The following is an 18,078-nucleotide window of genomic DNA, read 5'->3' on the forward strand; positions in this document are numbered from 1 at the left end:
GGTGGCCGCAGGCTTCACCGTGTTGGTCACCGAGATCCCGGCGCACCGGAAGTACATCAAGAGCTGGGGCACCCGCATCAAGGCGCGGATGACCCACTACGACCGGGTCCTGACCGAGATCAGGAACATGAAGCTGGGAGTAGAGGGATGAGCACACCCGCAGCACAGCACCGCAACGGCCGTCCGAACCGGCCGGACCGGTCGATCGTCACCCTGGTACAGGACTTGCCCGACCTCGCCGACGTCGCGGAGGGAACCGGCGCGCTCAGCGCGATGGAGCGTGCGAACCTCGCCGCGGCCGAGGCCGCCATCGACACGTTCCAGGCGAGCGGCTGGGCGGCCGGACAGGCGCTGGCGGTCATCGCCAAGGGCGCGTACCACCGAGACACCCACGCGACCTTCCCCGAGTACCTGTGGGAGCGGTGGGGCCTCAAACCGAGCCCGGCCTACCGGCTGATGGAGGGCTGGCGGCTGGCCGCCCGGCTCGCCCCGGCGACTGCTGGCCGCGGGGTGACGGGTAGCCATGTCACCAGCCTCATGCCGGTGGTGAAGCAGTACGGCGGCGACCGGGACGAGGACGGCTTCGACGAGCTCGGGGAGACGACGGCAGAGGCCGTGTTCGCGGGCGCCCAGGACGCGCTGCAGGAGTCGGCCCTCGACCGCAAGCTGACGGCGGTTCTCCTCGATGCCGCGGTGGCTGTGCTGCCGAAGCCGGCCGAGCTGCCCGAGGACCAGGGCGAGCGGGTCAAGGTGGTCCGTGAGGCCGCCCGCGAGGCCGTGACCTCCCTAATTGGGAAGGCCGGCGGCGCGGGGGACGGGAAGGAGAAGGCGAAGAAGGTCAGCGGCCCGCTGCGCCTGGCGGTGCCGGAGAAGCTGGCCGCGGAGCTGGACGACTGGACGAGCCAGCTGTCGGCTGGCCTCGGGATGACGCTGTCCCGGGACGCGGTCGTCGCCCGGATCGTGGAGCTCGCCCTGGAGGAGCCGGACGCCCTGGCGGCGGTGGCCCAGCGGATCGAGTCCGAGTCGGCCGAGAAGATCGGCACGGCCCGGCGGTGGACGTGGACCCCGGCGGGCAAGCCGCGCGGGCACATCCGGATCGCCGAGCAGAAGCCGAAGGGCCACAAGGCCGGGAAGGGCGAGCCGGAGATCACGTGCGCGGCGCCGGGGACGGAGCCGTGCGAGGAGATTCCGGAGTGGCGGGTCACCGATCATCCGGTCGGCAAAACCGCGACGGTGTCCACCGCGCACTTCTGTGACGAGCACCTGCCGGCGGACAGCAGCCCGCCAGGCCGCTGGAACGGCTGACGTCCCGTCACCGCGGCCCCGGGCGACGGCGCCCGGGGCCGCGCCGCGTTGTTGGCGGGTGTTGGTGCAGGTCGGCGGGCGGAAGCGGGCTGCGGCCCCGGGGCGGGGGAGCGGGGCACGGGTCGTGCCGGTCGGTGTGTCGGCCGTGCCGGGTCCTGTGCCGCCGTGTCGGCGGGGGCGTGCCGGTCGTTGGGTACGGCATGACCTATGTGTCCGAGGAGTCCGCGCGGCGGATCCGAGACAACGAGTACATCCAGACCCCCGGCGTCCGGGAACTGGCGCGGGCCTACCTGGAGCTGCTGGCGGAGGCGGGGAGGGTGGCCGCGCTCGGAGAGGAGTGGATGGAGGCCGGCCCCGAAACCGAGTCGTACGGGCGCCGCCTGTTCGACGTGATCAACGATGAGGACGGCGTCCACGGCGCGCCGGACGGTGCCGCTGCTGGTGACCACCAGGACGTCGCCGACGGCGGTGGTGGGCGGTGCCCCGGTCTCACTCTGGTGTGACCTGGGGGATGGCGGGCAATCTCGCTAGATTGCCCGCCTGGACGGCGGCCGGTTCTGGGGCTGGTTGCGTCGTCGTTGTGGTCGCGGGCGGTGCAGGCCTGACTCGTTGTCGGGCGCCACGTCGGGTGGGGGCTGTTCGGCACGCGGCCGGCCACCCGCCCGCCCCAATGGGTCGGGTCGAGCGGGGGTTCCCCTCGGTGGGCGGCAGTCGCAGACCCAGCGGGCCGTTCGTCGGGGTGTCCAGGATCGGGCTTGCCCGACCGGCTTGCCGGCGCGAGCTTGCGAGCGTCCTGGATGCCCCGGCGGGCGGTCTGCTTGCCTCCGGGGCCGTCCGCTGAGGGGGACCCCCGCCGGGTCGACCCGCACCACCCACCCACGTGCACATGATCACAAAGGCCCCACCCCCTTGGAGGTGGCCCGCCGGAGGCATGTCTGTGTCGGTGAGGGTCGGGCGCGCGCCTTCGGTCGGCAGGGTCCGGGACGTGAGGGAACCCGTCCCGAATTGGGGACAGGACACCCCGGGCGGGCACTGGCGGGTGGAGCCGAGGGGCGGTGGACTGGTGACCGGCCGGTCGGTGGAGACCGGCTGTGCCTGTCGAGGGGACTGCCGAGTTCCCGTCATCCGGAGGAGACGTCATGGTCCAGGTCGTGATCGAGAGCACTGCGCTGACGAGCGGTGCGGTGCCGCCGAACGGCCTGTACTTCAGTGTCGACGGGGTGGCGTCGCATGTGGCGTCGAGTGGTGGCACGGGGCTGGACGCGGAGGTGCGGGAGCGGGTGCTCGATGCCGCGGGGGCGATGCGGCTGGTGGAGCGAATCGCGGAGTCGGCGCGGTCGGTGCTCGTGGGGTACGCGAACGAGCGGCGGCGGTTGGTGCGGGTGACGGTGGCGTGCCGGGACGGGATGCGGCAGAGCGTCGCGGTCGCGGAGGCGGTCGGCCAGTACTTGCGGACGGGCGGGGTCGACGTCGAGGTCGACCACCGGGTGCTGGTCGGTAGTTGACAGGAGAAACGCCGGAGGCCCGGGCCGCGAGATGCGGTCCGGGCCTCCGGCGTTCGGTTGCGGAGTGGGTGTCAGTTCCCCCAGCGGACGGTGTGGGCGAGCATCTGCTCGGCGCTGGGGCGGCTGTGCTTGGAGGCGCAGTTCTCCGCCCAGTCCTGGTGCTGGTGGCAGGTGGTGCGGTCGTCCGGGTGCATTCCGGCGTCTTCGGCGGCGTCGTCGGCGGCCAGGGCGGCGGCGAGGCTGAGGGTCATCGGGGGTCTCCTTCGAGTGGTGGGTTTGGGGTGGGTCGGGTTGTTACAGGGAGGGGTCGATCAGGCGGCGCAGGGGGTTGTCGAGGTTCGCCGCCAGGAGGTCGCGGAGCTCGCTGCCGTCGGTGGTGCGGGTGTCGTAGCGGGCGCGGACCTCGGCGACGATCTCGGAGCACCGTGCGGCGTCTCCGGCCTGCCGGGCGGCGATGTAGTCCTGGACGCTCTGGTGCTGGCTCATAGCGGGTTCCTCCGGTGTCGGGTGGTAGGGGTCAGGCGGCGGTGGTGTGGCGGACGAGGAACATCCGGCTGGGGTTGTCGGGGTCGACCTGCCACACCTCCTGGTCGCCGGTCGGGGTGCTGTTGGCGGTGTTGTTGGCGTTGGCGTTGGCGCTTTGACCTGCACCAACGTTGGCAACAACGGGAGGGAGGGGGGCGGCCTGGGAGGGGGAGCGGAGCGGGGGCACGTCCTGGTGGTGGACGCCGGGCCCGTTGCCGTCCGGCGTGCGGACCCCCTCGCGGTAGGGGATTCCGGCCGCAGTGAGGAGCGTCTTGACGGCCTTGGTGGAGGCCTGCCAGGAGGGGTGGACGGCGCCCAATTCGGAGGCCAGGCGGGTGTGGAGAACGGAGCTCTTACCGGCGGTCAGGGCGACGGTCAGGGCGTGGATTTCGGCAGGGGTCGGAGAGGTCGGAACGGGCTCCTCGACGGGGTCCTCCTGGTCCTCCTCGTCGTCGTCGAAGTCGCCCTCGTCGTCGTCCTCGAACTCGTCGTCGGAGCCGTCGCCGGGGAGCTTCTCCTCGGTGGTGGCGGACACCTCCTGGTCGTGCTCCTCCTTGCGGGTGTTCGGGGAGGGGGCGTAGATCAGCGCGGCGAGCCACCAGGCGGCGATCAGGACGCCGATGCCGGTCTGGATGTAGGGGCGGGCCAGGGACCAGATGAGGGGGCCGCCGACGATCAGCATCAGGGCAGCCGCGCCGGCGGCGTCGCCGAGCTTGCTGCGGCTGGCCTTGCGTGCGGCCTTGGCCTGCTCCAGCTGGACCTGGCGGGCGGTCACCTGGGCGGTCTCGCGGGCCTGGATCATGGCGGCGCGCTTGACCGGGTCGGCCTCCGCTTCGAGCTTCTTCTGGAACGCGGCGGCGTCGGCCTCGGCGAGCTGGGCGGCGATCTTCGCCTGCCTGGCCTTGAGTTCGGCGGCCTCGGCGCGCCGTGCGCGCCGGGGGGCCGTCAGCTTGTCGATGAGGACCGGGGTGCCGGTGAACAGGCCGGTGATCGGGTACAGGAGGGTGGCGGTGACGGTCTCGGTCGGGAAGATCTTCTCCATGGTGGCCGCCTCAGTTCAGGAACGAGGCGATGAGGCCGCTGAAGATGCTCGCGGGCAGCGCCCACAGGCCGCCGGCGGCGGCGAACAGGCTGGGCGCGACGGCCCCGCAGATCGCGTCCTTCCACGGCCGCGGCTTGAGCCCGAACACGATGATGGTCAGCACGGCGGCCGTGGCACCGGTCTTCCACTCGCCGAGCGAGCCGTTGCCCTGGAACGCCTGGTCCAGCTGCGTGCCGATCCCGGCGAGCTTCTGGAAGGCCTCGCCGGCGTTCGCGGCGAGCATGCCGATGCCGAACGCCCAGTAGGGGACGTGACCGTCCTCCACCGTGATCTTGTTCTTTCCGCGGACACCGACGTACAGGTAGAACGTCGTGACGGTCGCGGCGCCGCCGGTGCCGAGGGCGATGAGGCTGCTCATGGTGTGTCTCCTGACGGTCAGTAGAGGGGGAGGGCAGAGAAGACCGGGCCGAGGCCGGCCGCGACGACCAGGCCGGAGGCGACCGGGACGCGCGCGAGGATGAGCAGCACGACGGGCCAGAAGTGGTTGACCTCGCTGACGCGCTGGCGGCCGAAATCGCGGACCCACAGGTCGAGGACCAGTCCGGCAGCGGCGAGGACCAATCCGGCGACGGGTCCGCCGTTCGAAGCCAGCCAGATCAGGCCGGTCACGTACCCGCCGGTGGCGGACGCCGCGGTGAGGACGCACCAGCGGCGGAACCGCTTGGTGCGGTCGGAGGGGCCGGCCGCGCGGGCGGCCTGGCGGCGCGCGCGCCGGGCCTTGGCGGCGGCTTCGCGCTTGTCGGCGAGGTGCTGCTGCCGGTGGCGCTTGGTGCGCTGCTCGGGGGTCTCCCCGGCGGCGGCGAGCCTGGCGTCCTCCGCCGCGCGGCGGCGTCGCTTGTCGAGTTCGGCCTCGGCGGCGAGCCGGGCGGTGCGCTCCTCCGGGGTCTCGCCGATCCGGGCGGCGAGCATGTCGACCATGCCGACGAAGTCGGTGCGCTGGTCCGGGCCGGGGTCGAGGATGTCCTCGACGCGGTGGCGCTCGGCGCGCTGGGCGGCGGTTTCGCCGGCGGCGGCGTAGGCGGCGTCGCGTTCGGCGCGCTGCCGGGCGATGCGCTCCTCGTACTCGATCTGCTCGCGGGCGGCACGCTGGGCGGGGGTCTCGGCCAGCAGCTCGTTGACCTGCCGCATCTGCTCGCCGATCTGCTCGCCGATCCGGGCGCCGATCAGGTCGCCGAGCTGGCCGATCTGGGCGGCCATCACCCGGGCCTGCTCGGCCATGGCGTCGCTCCAGAACGCGGCGGCCTCCTCGGGGGTGATGGTGCGGCCGGCGAACGTGTCGCCGGGGCGGATCGGGGTCGGGATGTAGACGGTGTCGTCGTCGCCACCAGCGGTCGGGGGCTCGGTGGGCGGCGGGGGGACGTCGTCCCGGATCCCGCCGTCGCGCCACCACTGGCCCGGCTGCTGGGTGTTGTCGTCGTCGCCGGCGGTGGGCGGGTGGTCCGGATACGGGGGGATGTTCGACGGGGTGGCGGGCAGCGCGGTGGTCATCGGGCGCTCCCCCGGCGGTTGCGGCGGGCGCTGACGACGACCCGGGCGGCAAGGCCGAAGAAGATCACGGCGTCCACCAGGATCAGCAGCAGGCTGAGCAGGTCCATGTGTGGGTTTCTCCAGGTCAGAGGTGGTGCGCACCCCGGGAATGTGCACGGGGTGCGCACCAGGTGTCAGGAGGTGGAGGGGCGGCCGAGCTGGTCGGTGCTGTGGGTGGTGCGCGGCGCGAAGACCTGGTGGCCGTTGGCGCGGGCTTCGTCGTAGTCCGTGCCGGTCCGGGTGCGGCCGGAGTCGGGGTCGACGTGGTCGGGGGTGTCGGTGCGGGTGGCCGGCTTCGACTCGGAGCGGAACATCAGCGCACCCCCGTGAACTCGCCGGTGACGACCAGGACGTCGCCCTCGAACTCGGCGAGCAGGAAGTACCGGCTGCGGCCCGTGGTGGCGCGCCGGCCGTTGGTGTTCACCGATCGGCACCATTCGGCGCGCTCCACCTCGCGCAGCTGCTCGCCGGTGATCGGCTCGGTGGCGGCGTAGGCGCTCGGGCCCTGACTCGGGTCGGGGCGGAGGTTGCCGATGATCGGCAGGTTGGGCTGCTTCGTCACCTCGAACCCCCCGTCAGACCGCGGATCAGGCGGTCGGCAGCGGAGCCGGCGCTGGCCTTGTCGGCCGGGGTGATCGGGGGAACGGGGGGCGGGGTAGCGTCGGACATGGCTTTCCCTTCGTCGCAGGGGTTGGCCTGAGCCCCCGTCAGTTCACGGCTGACGGGGGCTTCTTGCATCACCGACAGTAGAGCAAAACGCGGATTTGCACTACCCCCTTGGTAGAGCACGCCTCCGTGGTCTACCGTTCTAGTAGCGCGAGCAAGTCGAACGCTCGCACCGAGAGGAAGGGACGGCATGGCTGGATACATCGCGATTGCCGCGCACTTCGAGGGGCTCATCGAGTCCGGAGAGTTGCAGCCCGGCGACCGCCTCCCGCCCCAGCGGGAGGTGATGCAGCAGTGGGGGGTGGCAGCCCAGACCGCTGGCAGGGCCTTCAAGCGCCTGCGAGACAAGGGGCTCACGGTGGCCACCACCGGTGGCGGGACTGTGGTCGCGCCGCGTGGCAGTGACAACGTCGCGTCGCGCGTCCAGGCCTGGGCCGCCACGGGCCGAGCGCTGAAGAAGGACGAGTCCAGCGAGATCCTGGAGGTCGGCACGGTCGGGGCCAGCGAGACGGTGGCAGCCCGACTGGAGATCGAGCCGGGTAGCCCGGTGCAGCTCCGCCGACGCCTCGTCAGGAGGGGCGGCGTGCCCGTGCACGTCAGCTCGTCCTACTACCCCCTGTTCGTGGTCGAGGCGACGCCGGAGCTGGCCGAGCCGGTGTCTACCGGCGCGTCGCGCGAGCTGGCGGCCGAGCGCCTCGGCAGTGTTCAGGAGCGCGTGCTGGAGGAGGTGACCGCCCGTGAGGCAACCGAGCAGGAGCGACAGGCGCTCGGTCTCACGGGATCGGTGATCGTCCAGCAGGTGGTGAGGACCGTCTACCTGGCTGACGGACGAGTGGTGGAAGTCGCCATCAAGGTGGTCAACGGCGAGACCGTGCTCCGCTGGAGCACCCAGCTCAACTGAAAACCGGCGGGCCGCCCCGGAATTGCCCTCCGGAGCGGCCCAATCAATCAGTGATCCACGGAGGTGCCCGTGTTCCACACGAACAAGTATGACCGGCACACCCCCCGGCACGCCGTGCCGGGGCCGCTGACCAGCGGGTTCGGCACGGCCGACACGACCGTGCCGAACGGCCTGACCGCCACCGGCACGGTCGGGGGGTGGGCCGCCCTGATCCTCGGGGTGGTCTTCATCGCGATGGCCGGAGTCGGCGGTGCCGGCGCGTACAGCACGTACCACAACATGTCGGCGGCGCTCGGTGACAGCGACATGGCCATCGGCTTGGTCGCGGCCGGCGAAGGCGTGGTTGCCGTCCTCGGCCTGACCCTGATCTGCCTGACCCTGATCGCCCGGCCCTACCCGCTCCCGTTCCGGCTGGGGCTGTGGATCATGCCGGTGGTGGGGTCGGCGGTCGGCATCTACCTCGCCAAGGACGACAGCACCCACCGCGTCGTCTACGCGGTGACCCCGCTCGCCATGACCGCGGCGGCCGAGCTGGCCGGCTACGTCGCCCGCTCGATCATCGTCCACCGCACCGGCCGCGACGCCGAGGCCGACCGCCGCACCGGCGAACTGCTGCGGCGGATCGAGTTCCACCGGGCCCGGGCCCAGCACCACCCGGACGAGAAGGTCCGCGCCAAGTCGGCAACGGAGGCCTGGAAGTTGGCCGAGCGCCTCGGCCGCGGCGACCCCCGCCTCACCACCGCGCTGACCGAGGGCTACGCCGAGCGCACCACTGCCTCCGCGCTGGCCGCCCTCGACACGCTGTACGGCCGCAGCACCACCGTGTCGATCGAAGCGCGGCCGGTGGACGCCCCGGTGCCCGTCCCGATCGAGGCGCCGGTGCCGGCCGAACTCGCCAGCCCGGACCCGGTGTTCGAGGCCCCGAGCCCGGTGTTCGCTGTCGAGACCCCCGTCGAACCTCCGGCAATGATTGCGGAGGTCGAGACCGAGGTGATCGCCGAGCTGGTGCCCGTGTCGGACGAAATCCCTGGTCAGCTCCTGTTTGACACAACCGGCACGGACACCGGCACGGCGGCCGACACGACCGGCACGGTCGACGCCGAGGCTGAGCTCCCCATCCCGGGGGCCCGGCTGAGTGACGTCGAGCTGGACGCCGTCGTTCACATGATCCGGATGGAAACCGAGCCGCCCCGCTCCTACCGGGAAATGGAGGCCCGGTTCCGCGAGATGGGCTACCAGGCCGGTGCCGACCGCCTGCGCGCCGCCTGGAACCGAGTCGCGGTCACCTACCCGGTCCCGCTGGAAGGATGAACACCATGACTGACGCCCAACTCCCCACCGGCCCGATCGAGACCAGCCCCACCGGCTTCGTGCCCGACGAGACCCAGGCCTTCCTGATCCGCGAGGCGCTCACCAAGGCCGGCGTCGAACTCGGCGCCTACGACGAGAAGATGGTCGCCTGGCTCGCCGGATGGGACTGGTGCACCGTCGCCACCATCGGCAGCTGGATCACCCGCGCCGCCCAGGCCTCCACCGGCGAGCGGACCACCTGACGGACCAGCACAAACACCGAGGGCCGGTCCCCACGGACGGGGACCGGCCCTCGGGCGGTCTTCCAAATCACATCCGGCACTTTCGCGCCGTGTGCCACGCCGACCGCCTAGATAGGGCATGATCGGTCGTCAATAGGCCTGAAAACGCAAGAGACCGGGTGGTGGAACACCCGGCCTCTCTGGAGATCAGGCCCTAAAGAATTCGCTGGCCGCGATAACACAGGAAACCTGACCTCTTGGACCCGATGGTAACGGGTGCCCCGGGCATCCGCGCAACAACACCCCAAAATCCGCAGGCCACTGGCCCGGATGCCGCTCCCGCACACGCGGTCGAGCGCCCGGCCGCCGGTGGCCACACGCATGCCCGCCGGACCCCGAAGGGCGAGCGGACCCGCGCCAAGGCCCAGCGCCGCCAGGAGCCCGAGGCCGGCACCTACGCCGCCGCGATGGCCTGGATCCGCAACTGGGAGAACGACGCCCCCGTCATCGAGGTCCCCGCAGACCGCGAAGCGGCACACGAAGCCATCCGCGCCCGCGCACGGGCCGTACGAGCGGCCACCGCCCGCACAGCCGCACCCGCCGCCGACGGCCCGTCAGAAGCCCTCCCAGCCGCCTGCAACGGCACCTCCCTGGCCACCCCTGACGGCCCGTCTAGGAACCCAAAGAACAGTGTTGCCGCTGACGGACCGGAAACCCGCGCTGACCTGGCGAAATGGGAGCGCCGGTTCGAAATTCGCGGAGACCGCCAGCAGGCACGGATGCGGCAGCTGGACGACTCACGGGACATCACCACGCTGCCCTCGATGGGCAACTGCGGGGTGAAGCCCATCGCGGGCGACATCACGATCACCTACACCCCCGACGGCGCGGGCGGGTTCGGCGGCCTGTTCAAGTGCGGCTCGGTCTGGTCCTGCCCGGAGTGCTCCCCCAAGATCCGCGCCCAGCGGGCGATCGAGGTCGAGCGGTACGCCGCGGCCTGGTTCAAGGCCGGCCACGGCATCGTCATGGCAACGTTCACCACCCGGCACTGGAAGGGCGCCCGGCTCGCGACGCAGATGGAGCGCACCATGCTCGCGTGGCGCAAGCTCCAGCAAAGCCGCTGGTGGAAGGGCCCGAAGGGGTTCCGCGCCCGGTACGGCGTCGTCGGGTTCGCCCGCGCTGTCGAGATGACCCACAGCTGGGCGAACAGCTGGCACACCCACATCCACTCCGTGCTGTGGACGGAGAAGCCGATCAACGCCGAGACCGCCCGGGCGATGGAGGCCGAGCTGTACGGCCAGTGGGCCGCGCTGGCGAAGAAGGTCAAGCTCGGCACACCCAGCCGCAAGCACGGCGTCAAGGTCGACCCGGCCCGCGCCACCCGCAAGGGGTACGGCGACCTGGTGAAATATCTGGTGAAGGTCCAGGACAAGGATGTGACGCCCAAGCAGATCGAGAAGGGCAAGCCCGTCGAGAAGTCGCTCGGCAACGAGTTGTTGCGCGGCGACATGAAGGCCGGCCAGCGCGCGGGCCGCGCCCCGTTCGAGATCCTGCGCCGCGCGCTGGACGACTCGAAGAACGTCCGCCGCGAACTCCGCCGCGCCGCACGGGCCCTGTCCCGCGCGCTCGGCGACGCGGACCGCGCCGCGCTCAAGGCCGACGACCAGCAGGCCCCGCCCCAAGCCCTGGCCCGGATCGAAGCCGCCCAGCAGCACCACGACGAGCTCAAGAAGCGGCTGGTCAGCGAGTTCGCCGAGGTCGAGCTGTGGCGGGAGTACGAACGCGGCACCAAGGGCCACCTGATGCTGACCTGGGGCGGAGAGATCAAGGCACGCCTGGCGGAGCTCACCGACACCACCGAGGAGACCGACCAGGCCGTCGCCGAGGCGGAGGCCCCGGAGCGCCTGGACATGTACCGGGCCAACGGCCTGACGATGGCCCGCGCGTTCCGTGCCGTGCCCGGCCGGCGGGGTCGACTCAAGGCCGCGGTGCAGGTCGGCTGGCAGGAGGGCGGAGGCCTGCCCGGCGCCCGAGCCGCCGTCACCGAACTGCTCACCGGCTGGGGCCTGCAGCCCGGCGTCGACTGGTACGAACCGACCGACGCAGACGGCACCCACATGCCCACCCCCGCCCGAACTCCCAAGCGCAGGGCCTCCACCGCCACCGTCGCCGACCTCGACGCCACCCAGCACCTGCTGGGCATCGCACCCCGAGACTGGGTGCTGCCCGAACGCGCCGCCCGCCGTGCCGCCGGACTCCCTGTCTGCGAGCAGATCGCCCTCGCACCCCGACCCGTGACCCAACCGAGCTGACCACCGACCCGAGGAGCCAGACCATGACCGACGACGTCACCGAATTTCCCGTCCGCCGGCGGCTCGGCGTCCCCGACGACCAGGGCCAGGCCGTCACCGACGCAGCGCCGCGCGGACGCAGGGGCTGGACCATCGCGGAGCAGGCGGCCAGGCAAGGACTCGTGCCCGAGACCCCGCCCCCGCCCAGGTCAACCGGACACCGCCCGCTCACCATGTCTCCGGCACAGGCCGTGCCGCCCGTGCCGGTCGAACCGGCACGCCCCGCCGACCCGGCACAGGCCGCCGACCGGACACCGCCAGCGAACTGACCCGCCACCAGCATCACCCGCGTCCGGCGGACGGACCCCGCCCGCCGGACTTCCGGTCCGGGGCAGTGAGCGCCAAATGACGGGCAATCTTGCTAGATTGCCCGCATGGGACCGACGGTGCAGTACACGGTGGCGGTGCGGGAGGAGCGGCTGCGGCTGCTCGACCTGGTGGCCGCGGTGGCAGCGGATCAGGAACGGGCGTGGCTCGCCGAACAGCGGGAGGGCCATGCCGGGCTGCGGGGAGGGAAGTTGGCGCAGGCCCGGCGCGCGACGCGCGAGGCGCTGGCCGCGGAGCGGGAGGCGGGCCACCTCGCAGGCAGCCGGGACTGGCTGCTCGTGCCCGGGGTCAAGGCCGAGCTCGCGGCCAGGGGTTGGGACCGTGAGTGGCCGCCGATCCCACGGGGTGGGGTGGGTGCCGGCCGACGGTGGGGCACCGACCCGGGCCGCTACGACGGCCAGCACGACGAGGGCGAGACCAAGTTCCTCGGCCGCCTCGGACTGAGGCTGCCGGTCGAGGTGGGAGGGCAGCTCCAGCGGGCCTGCTACTGGCACAACGCTGAGATCGAGCAGCAGCTCCAGGAGTGGGCCGACAAATGGGGGGACGGGCCCGAGGTGATCCTGCGGGAGTCTGTGCGGGAGTTCGGCGGGGTGACCGAGATCTCCGGGATGCTCGCAGCCCTCACCTCGACCCCGGATGCCGACGAGCTCACCCGGCGGGCCGAGCTGCGACGGCAGGTGGTCACCACCGGCGACCTGATCCGGGCCGCGCTCGACCGCGCCCTGGAGGCGGCTCCCGAGCGGGCCCGCAGCGAGCACACCCGGCTGCGCCGTGCCGCAGTCGAGGCCCTCCAGGACGCCAAACTCGCCGAGCGGCGCGCCGCCATGGCGAAGGCCGAGCAGGAGTTCGCTGAGGCCGCCGACAAGACCGAAGCCGCGGAGAAGGCCGAGAAGGACGCCACGTTCTGGACCACCATGGCCAGCCGGTCCCGCTTCGACGCCGAAAGGCTCACAGCCCGGGCCGACCAAATCCGTGACCTGATCGACCAGTTGAAGACCGACCCCGCCTGACCGATCGCCACCCGGGCTCTTCGAGCTCGGACGGCGCGAACGGCGGGCAATCTTGCAAGATTGCCCGCCGTGGCGGCAGGGTCCTTTCGTGCGGTGCGCCGGGTGTGCCGGGTGGTGTGCCGGTCGTCCGGCATGGCTGTGTCGGTGCTGGTCAGCGCCCGAGGCTGGGCCCGGACCGGCCCTGGGTGGGCGGCTCGTACCGGTACTCGTACCGCTGCCGCTGAGCCTCCGCGCGGGCCTGCTCGGCGGCCCGGCGCTGCTGAGCCCGGACGGCGGCGGCCGCGCGCTCGGTCTCCTCGGTCACCCGTCGCCCGGAGGGCAGTTGCCCGCGCACGGTCGCTTCGTCGCGCAGGCCGGCCGCGCGGGTGTCGAGCTGGTCCGCGGTGCGGCGCTGGTTGCCGGCCTCGGTCACCAGCCGCTGGTACTCCTTCAGGTCGAGGCGGTCCAGGCGCTCGATCAGGGCGGGCAGCGCGGCCCGCCGCTCGGAGATCCGGTGCTGCGCGTCGCCGCGGCCGGTGGCGCCCGCGGCGCCCAGCTCGGCGCTGGCCTGCTGCCGCAGCTCCGATCCCTGGCCGCGCAGTTCGGCGGCCTGCTGCCGCAGCGGCTCGATGCGGGCGGTCCGGTCGTCGATGCGCTGGCGCAGGGCGTCGGCAGCCTCCAGCATCCCCCCGCGCTGGAAGAGGACGGCGGAGCGCTTGAGGGCGGCGCGGTCGCGGATCCGGCGTTCGGCCTGCATGTCCTCGCGGTTCGCCGCGTACATCTGCGCGGTGCGGGCGTCGATGGCGTCGGCGGCGAGCTCGGCGGCGTCGGCCCGGCCGAGCAGCTGCTCGGCGGTGTCCAGGCGCGCGCCGATCTCGGCGACGGTCCGACGCCCCGGTGCCTGATCGGTGCCCAGCTGCGCGCCGAGGCGGTCGGCCCGGGCGTCGAACTGGCGGGCCCGGTCGCGGGCGAGGTCGGCCTCCTGGTCGGCCTGCTCGGCGCGCGGTAGCAGCGAGGCCGTGGCGACGTCGCCGTGCGGGCGCTCGCGCCAGCGCGGCACCGGAGGGGAGGGCGGCTCGACGGGCAGCACGCGGCCGGTGCGGAACCCGGCCGGAAGCTCGGCCGCCGACGGCTCCTGACGCTGCGCCGGGACGTCGCCGGGCACGGCCTGGTGCTCGTCGGCGACCGGCACGGGCCGGTCCGCGACCGGCACGGCATCCGGCACGGTGTCCGGCACACCCCGCTGGGCGGCGATCTCGTCGACGACCATGACGTCGTCGGCGTCGTGCTGGAGCTGGCGGCCGTAGGCGGCGACCGCCCGGTTGAGGCGCTCGGCGGTGGTGCGCGGATCGCCCAGGGTGATCCGGGTGACGTCGTCCTCCAGCTCGGCCACGGGCAGGAACAGGTGGGTCTCCTGGCGGGCGCGGGACAGCGCGGGGTAGAGGCTGTGGGCGTCGGCGCCCCGGCCGGAGGCGATGGTGACGTCGCTGGTCAGGCCCTGCGCGGAGCCGATCGTCATCGCGTAGCCGTGGGTGAGGCGGCCCTCGGCGACGTCGCGCGGGCTCATCCACGCCGACTCGGTGCGGTGCCCGCCGGTGCCGTCCGGGCGCCGCCACTCGACCAGCACGCCGCGCCGCCCGTTGACCTCCAGGGCGACGCCGCGGAAGCCGTTCAGCACGTCCGGCTCGTCGCCGCGCCGCGACCGGTAGTCGTTGCGGCGGACGTGGACCAGGTCGCCGGCCGCGAACTCGATCCGGCTGCCGTCCGGGGCGCGGAAGGCGCGGCCGCCGTCGAGTTCGCCGGCCTCGACCCGCAGCGCGCGGGCCCCGGCGTTGAGCTCGGCGACGTCGGCGCGGCGGGCGGCCAGCAGCAGCAGGTCGGCGACCTGGCCGTGCGGGTCGCCCGCCCACCGGCTGCGGGCCGTGTCCCAGGAGGCGAGCATGGAGGCATGGGCCTCGTCGACCGTGTCGACCGCGTGGACGTGCCCGTGCTCGGCCAGCATCGCCAGCGCGCCGGTACGCCCGCCGGCCCGCCACGTCTCCAGCACGGCCCGCTCGACCGGGTCGACCTGGCGCCGGTTCTCGTCGAGGACCAGGCCGTCGACGATCTGGTGGACCCGCTGGAAACCGCCGCCGACGCCGACCGCCCGCAGCTGCTGAGGGTCGCCGACCGCGACGACCTTGGTGCCGGTGGTGGAGGCGTGCCGCAGCAGCGCGGCCAGCGCCCGGTCGTCCACCATCGCGGCCTCGTCGATGACCAGCACGCCGACCCCGTCCAGGCCGCGGCCGCCGGTGATGTCGCGGGTCCAGGCGGCGATGGTGCGGGAGTCGATCCCGGCCTCGGCCGCCAAGTTCGCGGCGGCGACGGCGGCGGTGGACGCGCCGACCACGGAAAGGCCGGCGGCCTCCCAGCCCGAGCGGGCGGCCTGCATGAGCGTCGTCTTGCCCGCCCCGGCCACGCCGATCACGGCCTCGGCTCCGTGACCGGCGGTCAGCAGCCGCAGGATCACCGCGCGCTGCTGCTCGGAGAACCGGAACTGCTCGGCGCCGGACTTCGCCACCTCGGTGGTGGCGATCGTCAGCTCGGCGGCCTCGGCGGTGAGCTGCGCGAGCCCCCGGCCGTAGCCGGTGGCGGCGGTGGAGATGATCGTGGCCTCGGCCGCGACCACGCTGGTGTGGGTGTAGCGCCCGCGGTGGACCTGGTGGTGCCGGTTGGAGTCGGTGAGCCGGACGGCGTGGCCGTCGACGGCGAGCACCTGGTCGACGAGCTCGGTGAGCTGGTCCACCGACTCCAGGTACGGCAGCGCCTGGACCACGGCGGACATGACGTGGGTGTGGCCGACGACCTTCGCGGTCGCCACCAGGCCGTGCTCCGGGTCGTCCCAAATCTGGGAGGCGATCCGCTCCGGGCTGGGCAGCACAGGGCCGCGGGGGTGGTCGTGGGAGGTCGGCTCCGACCCGTCCGGGCCGGGCAGCGTGGCACGCACCATCGCGTCGACCGCGCGGCCGGCGTCGTCGAGTACGGCCTGGCGGTCGTCGTCGGTCAGGCCGGTGAGGTCGCCGGCGACCGTGGCGACCGCGCGGGCCCGCCAGCTGGTGCGCTCGGCATCCTGGCCGTCGTGCTTGGCCTCGGCGGTGCGGCGCGCGGCGGCCTTCTGCTGGTCGCGGGTCGCGCCCTGACCGGCCGCAGTGACGACCTGCTGATGCCGCCGGGAGAACGCGTCGCGCAGCTGCTCGGGCACGCCCACGAGCTCCCACGCGCCGGTGGTGGCGGAGCGCTCGAACCGGGCGCCGTGCCGCTCGATCAGCCGCTGGCGTAGGCGGGCCTCGGCGATCTCGTTGATCAGGTGGGCGTGCCGCAGCAGGTCCTCCGCGCCGGCCGCGATGGTGCGCCACTTCCCGTCCGCGCACTTGGCCATGTGCGCCAGGTTCACGTGGACGTGCAGATGCGGGTCGCCCACCGCGCCGTCCACCGGCCGCGCGCTGCGGTGCAGGGTGGTCCACCCGAGGAACCCGCTGGTGTCGACGCGTTCGGCGCGCTGTCCGGACCCGTGGTGGCCGGCCATCCCGTACGCCGTCCACTCCTCCAGCGCCGCGACGGCGTCGCCGACCGAGGCCAGCCAGTCGTCCTCGATCGAGGCCGCCAGCTCGTCCCCCGCCAGCGCCCACGCCGTCGAAATCGACTTCGGCAGGTCGAGGACCAGGTCGACGCCGCGCAGGCCGACGTCGACGTGCCGACCCGCGAACGGGCGGGCCTCGGCGACGACGTCGGCGCCGTACAGCGCCTCGACGTCGAGGCCGGCCGCGGCGGCGATGCGCTCGGCGTCGGCGAGCGGCAGAACGTGCCGCTCCCCCTCGCGGCGCAGGCCTCGCTCGGCACGGGCCAGGCGGTCGGCAAGCCGGTCGTCACCGAGGTACTCGGCCGCCGTGATGCCGTCCGCGGCGGCGAGCGCGGCGACGGCGTCCACCACCACCCGGGCGGGCACCTTCCCTCGGGGGTCGAGGACCTGCTTGCGCTTCACCAGCTGCTCGCCGGTGCGCCAGTCCCGACCGTCCATCAGGGCCCGGGCGGCGTCGGGGTCGACCGGCCCGCCGGCGGTCAGCCCGAGCTCCCCGAGGCCGCTGCCGATCCACCGCAGGTCGCGCTCGGAGGCGAGCCGGTACTCGACCTGGGCGTCGTGCTCGACGTCGCACCCGCAGTCGCGGGACAACCGGTAGTCGACCTGCTCGGGGGCCCGGATCGGCGTCACCCACCCCATGTCCGGCCCACCCCCTTGTCCGCCCTCGTCCGCCCGCGCGGACCTTGATCACGTATCGAAGATACCTGGAGTGCTGTAGTGGTTTTGGTGACGGGTCTTTGGCTGTCGGTGTGTCGGTGGTCTGCTGGGTCGGTTTGGTCGGTTTGGTCGGCTTGTCGGTTATGTAGGTTGAGTTGATGTGAGCTGATGCTGGGTCTGTTGCTGGTGTGCTGTGTGGGCTGGCGGGCCGGCAAGTGGCTGGGGAAAGGGGTCCGGCGGTCGGTGTCGAGAAGCAGGCTGAGCGGTGGAAGTGAGGGGGCGTGTCGATTGGCGGGCAATCTTGCTAGATTGCCCGCCAACCGGCACGGTTCGGCGGCACAGAGTCCGGCACGCCCGGCACGGGCGGCACGGCTGGTGGGGAACGCGAACGGCCCCCGGGAGTCACCCGGGGGCCGTTCATGCTGATTGCACTCGAACGGTACCAGCGTGCGGCGTTGCCCTGCGGGGGTTCGGCGGGCCGGGGCTAGCGTGTCGCTCATGCTGATTGCCTCCGTGAACTTCAAGCCGGGCACGGGGAAGACCACCACCAGTGGCTGGCTGGCCTCGGCGATGCACGAGCGCCACGAAACGCCCCCGGTGGTCGGCGTGGACGCCGACCGCTCGCGGGGCTGGGCCGACTGGGACCAGATGGCGGCCTTCCCGTTCCAGGTCCATCCCTGTGCCCGGCCGCAGGCCGACATCCTGATTCCCGAGCTGGTGCCCGCCGGCCACGACGCGGTGGTCGACTGCCCGCAGGCCGAGGACCACGCCGACATCGTGATGTCGGTGCTCAGGGTCGCCGACGTCGTCGTCGTCCCGGCGAGCACGAGCAGCTACGAGCTGCCGCGCACGCTCGACACTGCGCGGTTCCTGGAGCGGGCCCGCCAGGAGACCGGTCGCGCGCTGCCGGCGGTCGTGTCGTTGAACCGGGTCGACCCGAACGACACGAAGTGGACGTGGAAGGTGCGCGAGGACCTGGTGGCCGCAGGCTTCACCGTGTTGGTCACCGAGATCCCGGCGCACCGGAAGTACATCAAGAGCTGGGGCACCCGCATCAAGGCGCGGATGACCC

General features: G+C 72.9%; 18 protein-coding genes. 10 read left to right on the plus strand and 8 right to left on the minus strand.

What is annotated here, in order from left to right; all coding sequences use genetic code 11:
- Window positions 1-147: 147 nt before the first annotated feature.
- From ACFV4P_RS35395 to ACFV4P_RS35405, 3 genes are all read left to right on the plus strand, one after another.
- Complete coding sequence (locus tag ACFV4P_RS35395; RefSeq protein ID WP_380477598.1) at window positions 148-1,305, plus strand: hypothetical protein; 1,158 nt, start codon at window positions 148-150, stop codon at window positions 1,303-1,305.
- A 200-nt stretch (window positions 1,306-1,505) separates the two neighbouring features.
- Entirely contained in the window at window positions 1,506-1,808 is a 303-nt protein-coding gene (locus ACFV4P_RS35400; protein ID WP_380477599.1) for a hypothetical protein, read from the plus strand.
- Window positions 1,809-2,444: 636 nt separating this feature from the next.
- Window positions 2,445-2,810 carry a hypothetical protein gene (locus ACFV4P_RS35405; protein WP_380477600.1) on the plus strand — a complete coding sequence of 122 codons (366 nt, stop codon included), beginning with the start codon at window positions 2,445-2,447 and terminating at the stop codon, window positions 2,808-2,810.
- A gap of 71 nt (window positions 2,811-2,881) precedes the next feature.
- Here ACFV4P_RS35405 and ACFV4P_RS35410 read toward each other — a convergent pair whose 3' ends face one another.
- The 7 genes from ACFV4P_RS35410 to ACFV4P_RS35440 all read right to left on the minus strand — a co-directional run bounded on the left by ACFV4P_RS35410 (window position 2,882) and on the right by ACFV4P_RS35440 (window position 6,526).
- Window positions 2,882-3,061: a hypothetical protein gene (locus ACFV4P_RS35410; protein ID WP_380477601.1), complete on the minus strand. Its 180-nt coding sequence runs from the start codon at window positions 3,059-3,061 to the stop codon at window positions 2,882-2,884.
- A 43-nt stretch (window positions 3,062-3,104) separates the two neighbouring features.
- Window positions 3,105-3,296: a hypothetical protein gene (locus tag ACFV4P_RS35415; RefSeq protein ID WP_380477602.1), complete on the minus strand. Its 192-nt coding sequence runs from the start codon at window positions 3,294-3,296 to the stop codon at window positions 3,105-3,107.
- Window positions 3,297-3,327: 31 nt separating this feature from the next.
- The gene (locus ACFV4P_RS35420) at window positions 3,328-4,377 is read right to left on the minus strand and encodes a hypothetical protein (RefSeq protein ID WP_380477603.1); all 1,050 of its coding nucleotides are present in this window, start codon (window positions 4,375-4,377) and stop codon (window positions 3,328-3,330) included.
- 10 nt (window positions 4,378-4,387) lie between these two features.
- Window positions 4,388-4,795, minus strand: a complete 408-nt coding sequence (locus ACFV4P_RS35425; RefSeq protein ID WP_380477604.1) for a hypothetical protein — start codon at window positions 4,793-4,795, stop codon at window positions 4,388-4,390.
- A 17-nt stretch (window positions 4,796-4,812) separates the two neighbouring features.
- Window positions 4,813-5,925: a hypothetical protein gene (locus tag ACFV4P_RS35430; protein WP_380477605.1), complete on the minus strand. Its 1,113-nt coding sequence runs from the start codon at window positions 5,923-5,925 to the stop codon at window positions 4,813-4,815.
- 173 nt (window positions 5,926-6,098) lie between these two features.
- Window positions 6,099-6,278: a hypothetical protein gene (locus ACFV4P_RS35435; RefSeq protein WP_380477606.1), complete on the minus strand. Its 180-nt coding sequence runs from the start codon at window positions 6,276-6,278 to the stop codon at window positions 6,099-6,101.
- Entirely contained in the window at window positions 6,278-6,526 is a 249-nt protein-coding gene (locus ACFV4P_RS35440) for a hypothetical protein (protein ID WP_380477607.1), read from the minus strand. The genes ACFV4P_RS35435 and ACFV4P_RS35440 overlap by 1 nt, the downstream gene beginning before the upstream one ends.
- 294 nt (window positions 6,527-6,820) lie before the next feature.
- Here ACFV4P_RS35440 and ACFV4P_RS35445 point away from each other — a divergent pair, with 294 nt between their 5' ends.
- The 6 genes from ACFV4P_RS35445 to ACFV4P_RS35470 all read left to right on the plus strand — a co-directional run bounded on the left by ACFV4P_RS35445 (window position 6,821) and on the right by ACFV4P_RS35470 (window position 12,751).
- A complete protein-coding gene (locus ACFV4P_RS35445) occupies window positions 6,821-7,531 on the plus strand; it encodes a GntR family transcriptional regulator (RefSeq protein ID WP_380477608.1) in 711 nt (236 codons plus the stop codon).
- A gap of 69 nt (window positions 7,532-7,600) precedes the next feature.
- Complete coding sequence (locus ACFV4P_RS35450; RefSeq protein ID WP_380477609.1) at window positions 7,601-8,842, plus strand: hypothetical protein; 1,242 nt, start codon at window positions 7,601-7,603, stop codon at window positions 8,840-8,842.
- A gap of 5 nt (window positions 8,843-8,847) precedes the next feature.
- On the plus strand, window positions 8,848-9,084 hold the full coding sequence (locus ACFV4P_RS35455) for a hypothetical protein (RefSeq protein WP_380477610.1): 237 nt from the start codon (window positions 8,848-8,850) through the stop codon (window positions 9,082-9,084).
- 758 nt (window positions 9,085-9,842) lie between these two features.
- Window positions 9,843-11,375, plus strand: coding sequence for a hypothetical protein (locus tag ACFV4P_RS35460; RefSeq protein WP_380477611.1), 1,533 nt, complete (start codon window positions 9,843-9,845; stop codon window positions 11,373-11,375).
- Between the two features lie 23 nt (window positions 11,376-11,398).
- The gene (locus ACFV4P_RS35465; protein WP_380477612.1) at window positions 11,399-11,683 is read left to right on the plus strand and encodes a hypothetical protein; all 285 of its coding nucleotides are present in this window, start codon (window positions 11,399-11,401) and stop codon (window positions 11,681-11,683) included.
- 105 nt (window positions 11,684-11,788) lie between these two features.
- A complete protein-coding gene (locus ACFV4P_RS35470; protein WP_380477613.1) occupies window positions 11,789-12,751 on the plus strand; it encodes a hypothetical protein in 963 nt (320 codons plus the stop codon).
- A gap of 151 nt (window positions 12,752-12,902) precedes the next feature.
- Here the strand turns inward: ACFV4P_RS35470 and mobF are convergent, their stop codons facing one another.
- Entirely contained in the window at window positions 12,903-16,988 is a 4,086-nt protein-coding gene (mobF, locus tag ACFV4P_RS35475) for a MobF family relaxase (protein WP_380477614.1), read from the minus strand.
- Between the two features lie 516 nt (window positions 16,989-17,504).
- Here mobF and ACFV4P_RS35480 point away from each other — a divergent pair.
- Window positions 17,505-18,078: hypothetical protein (locus ACFV4P_RS35480; RefSeq protein WP_380477615.1), on the plus strand; the 574-nt coding region annotated here is incomplete at its 3' end.

The organism is Kitasatospora sp. NPDC059795 (assembly GCF_042732175.1).
GTDB lineage: Bacteria > Actinomycetota > Actinomycetes > Streptomycetales > Streptomycetaceae > Kitasatospora.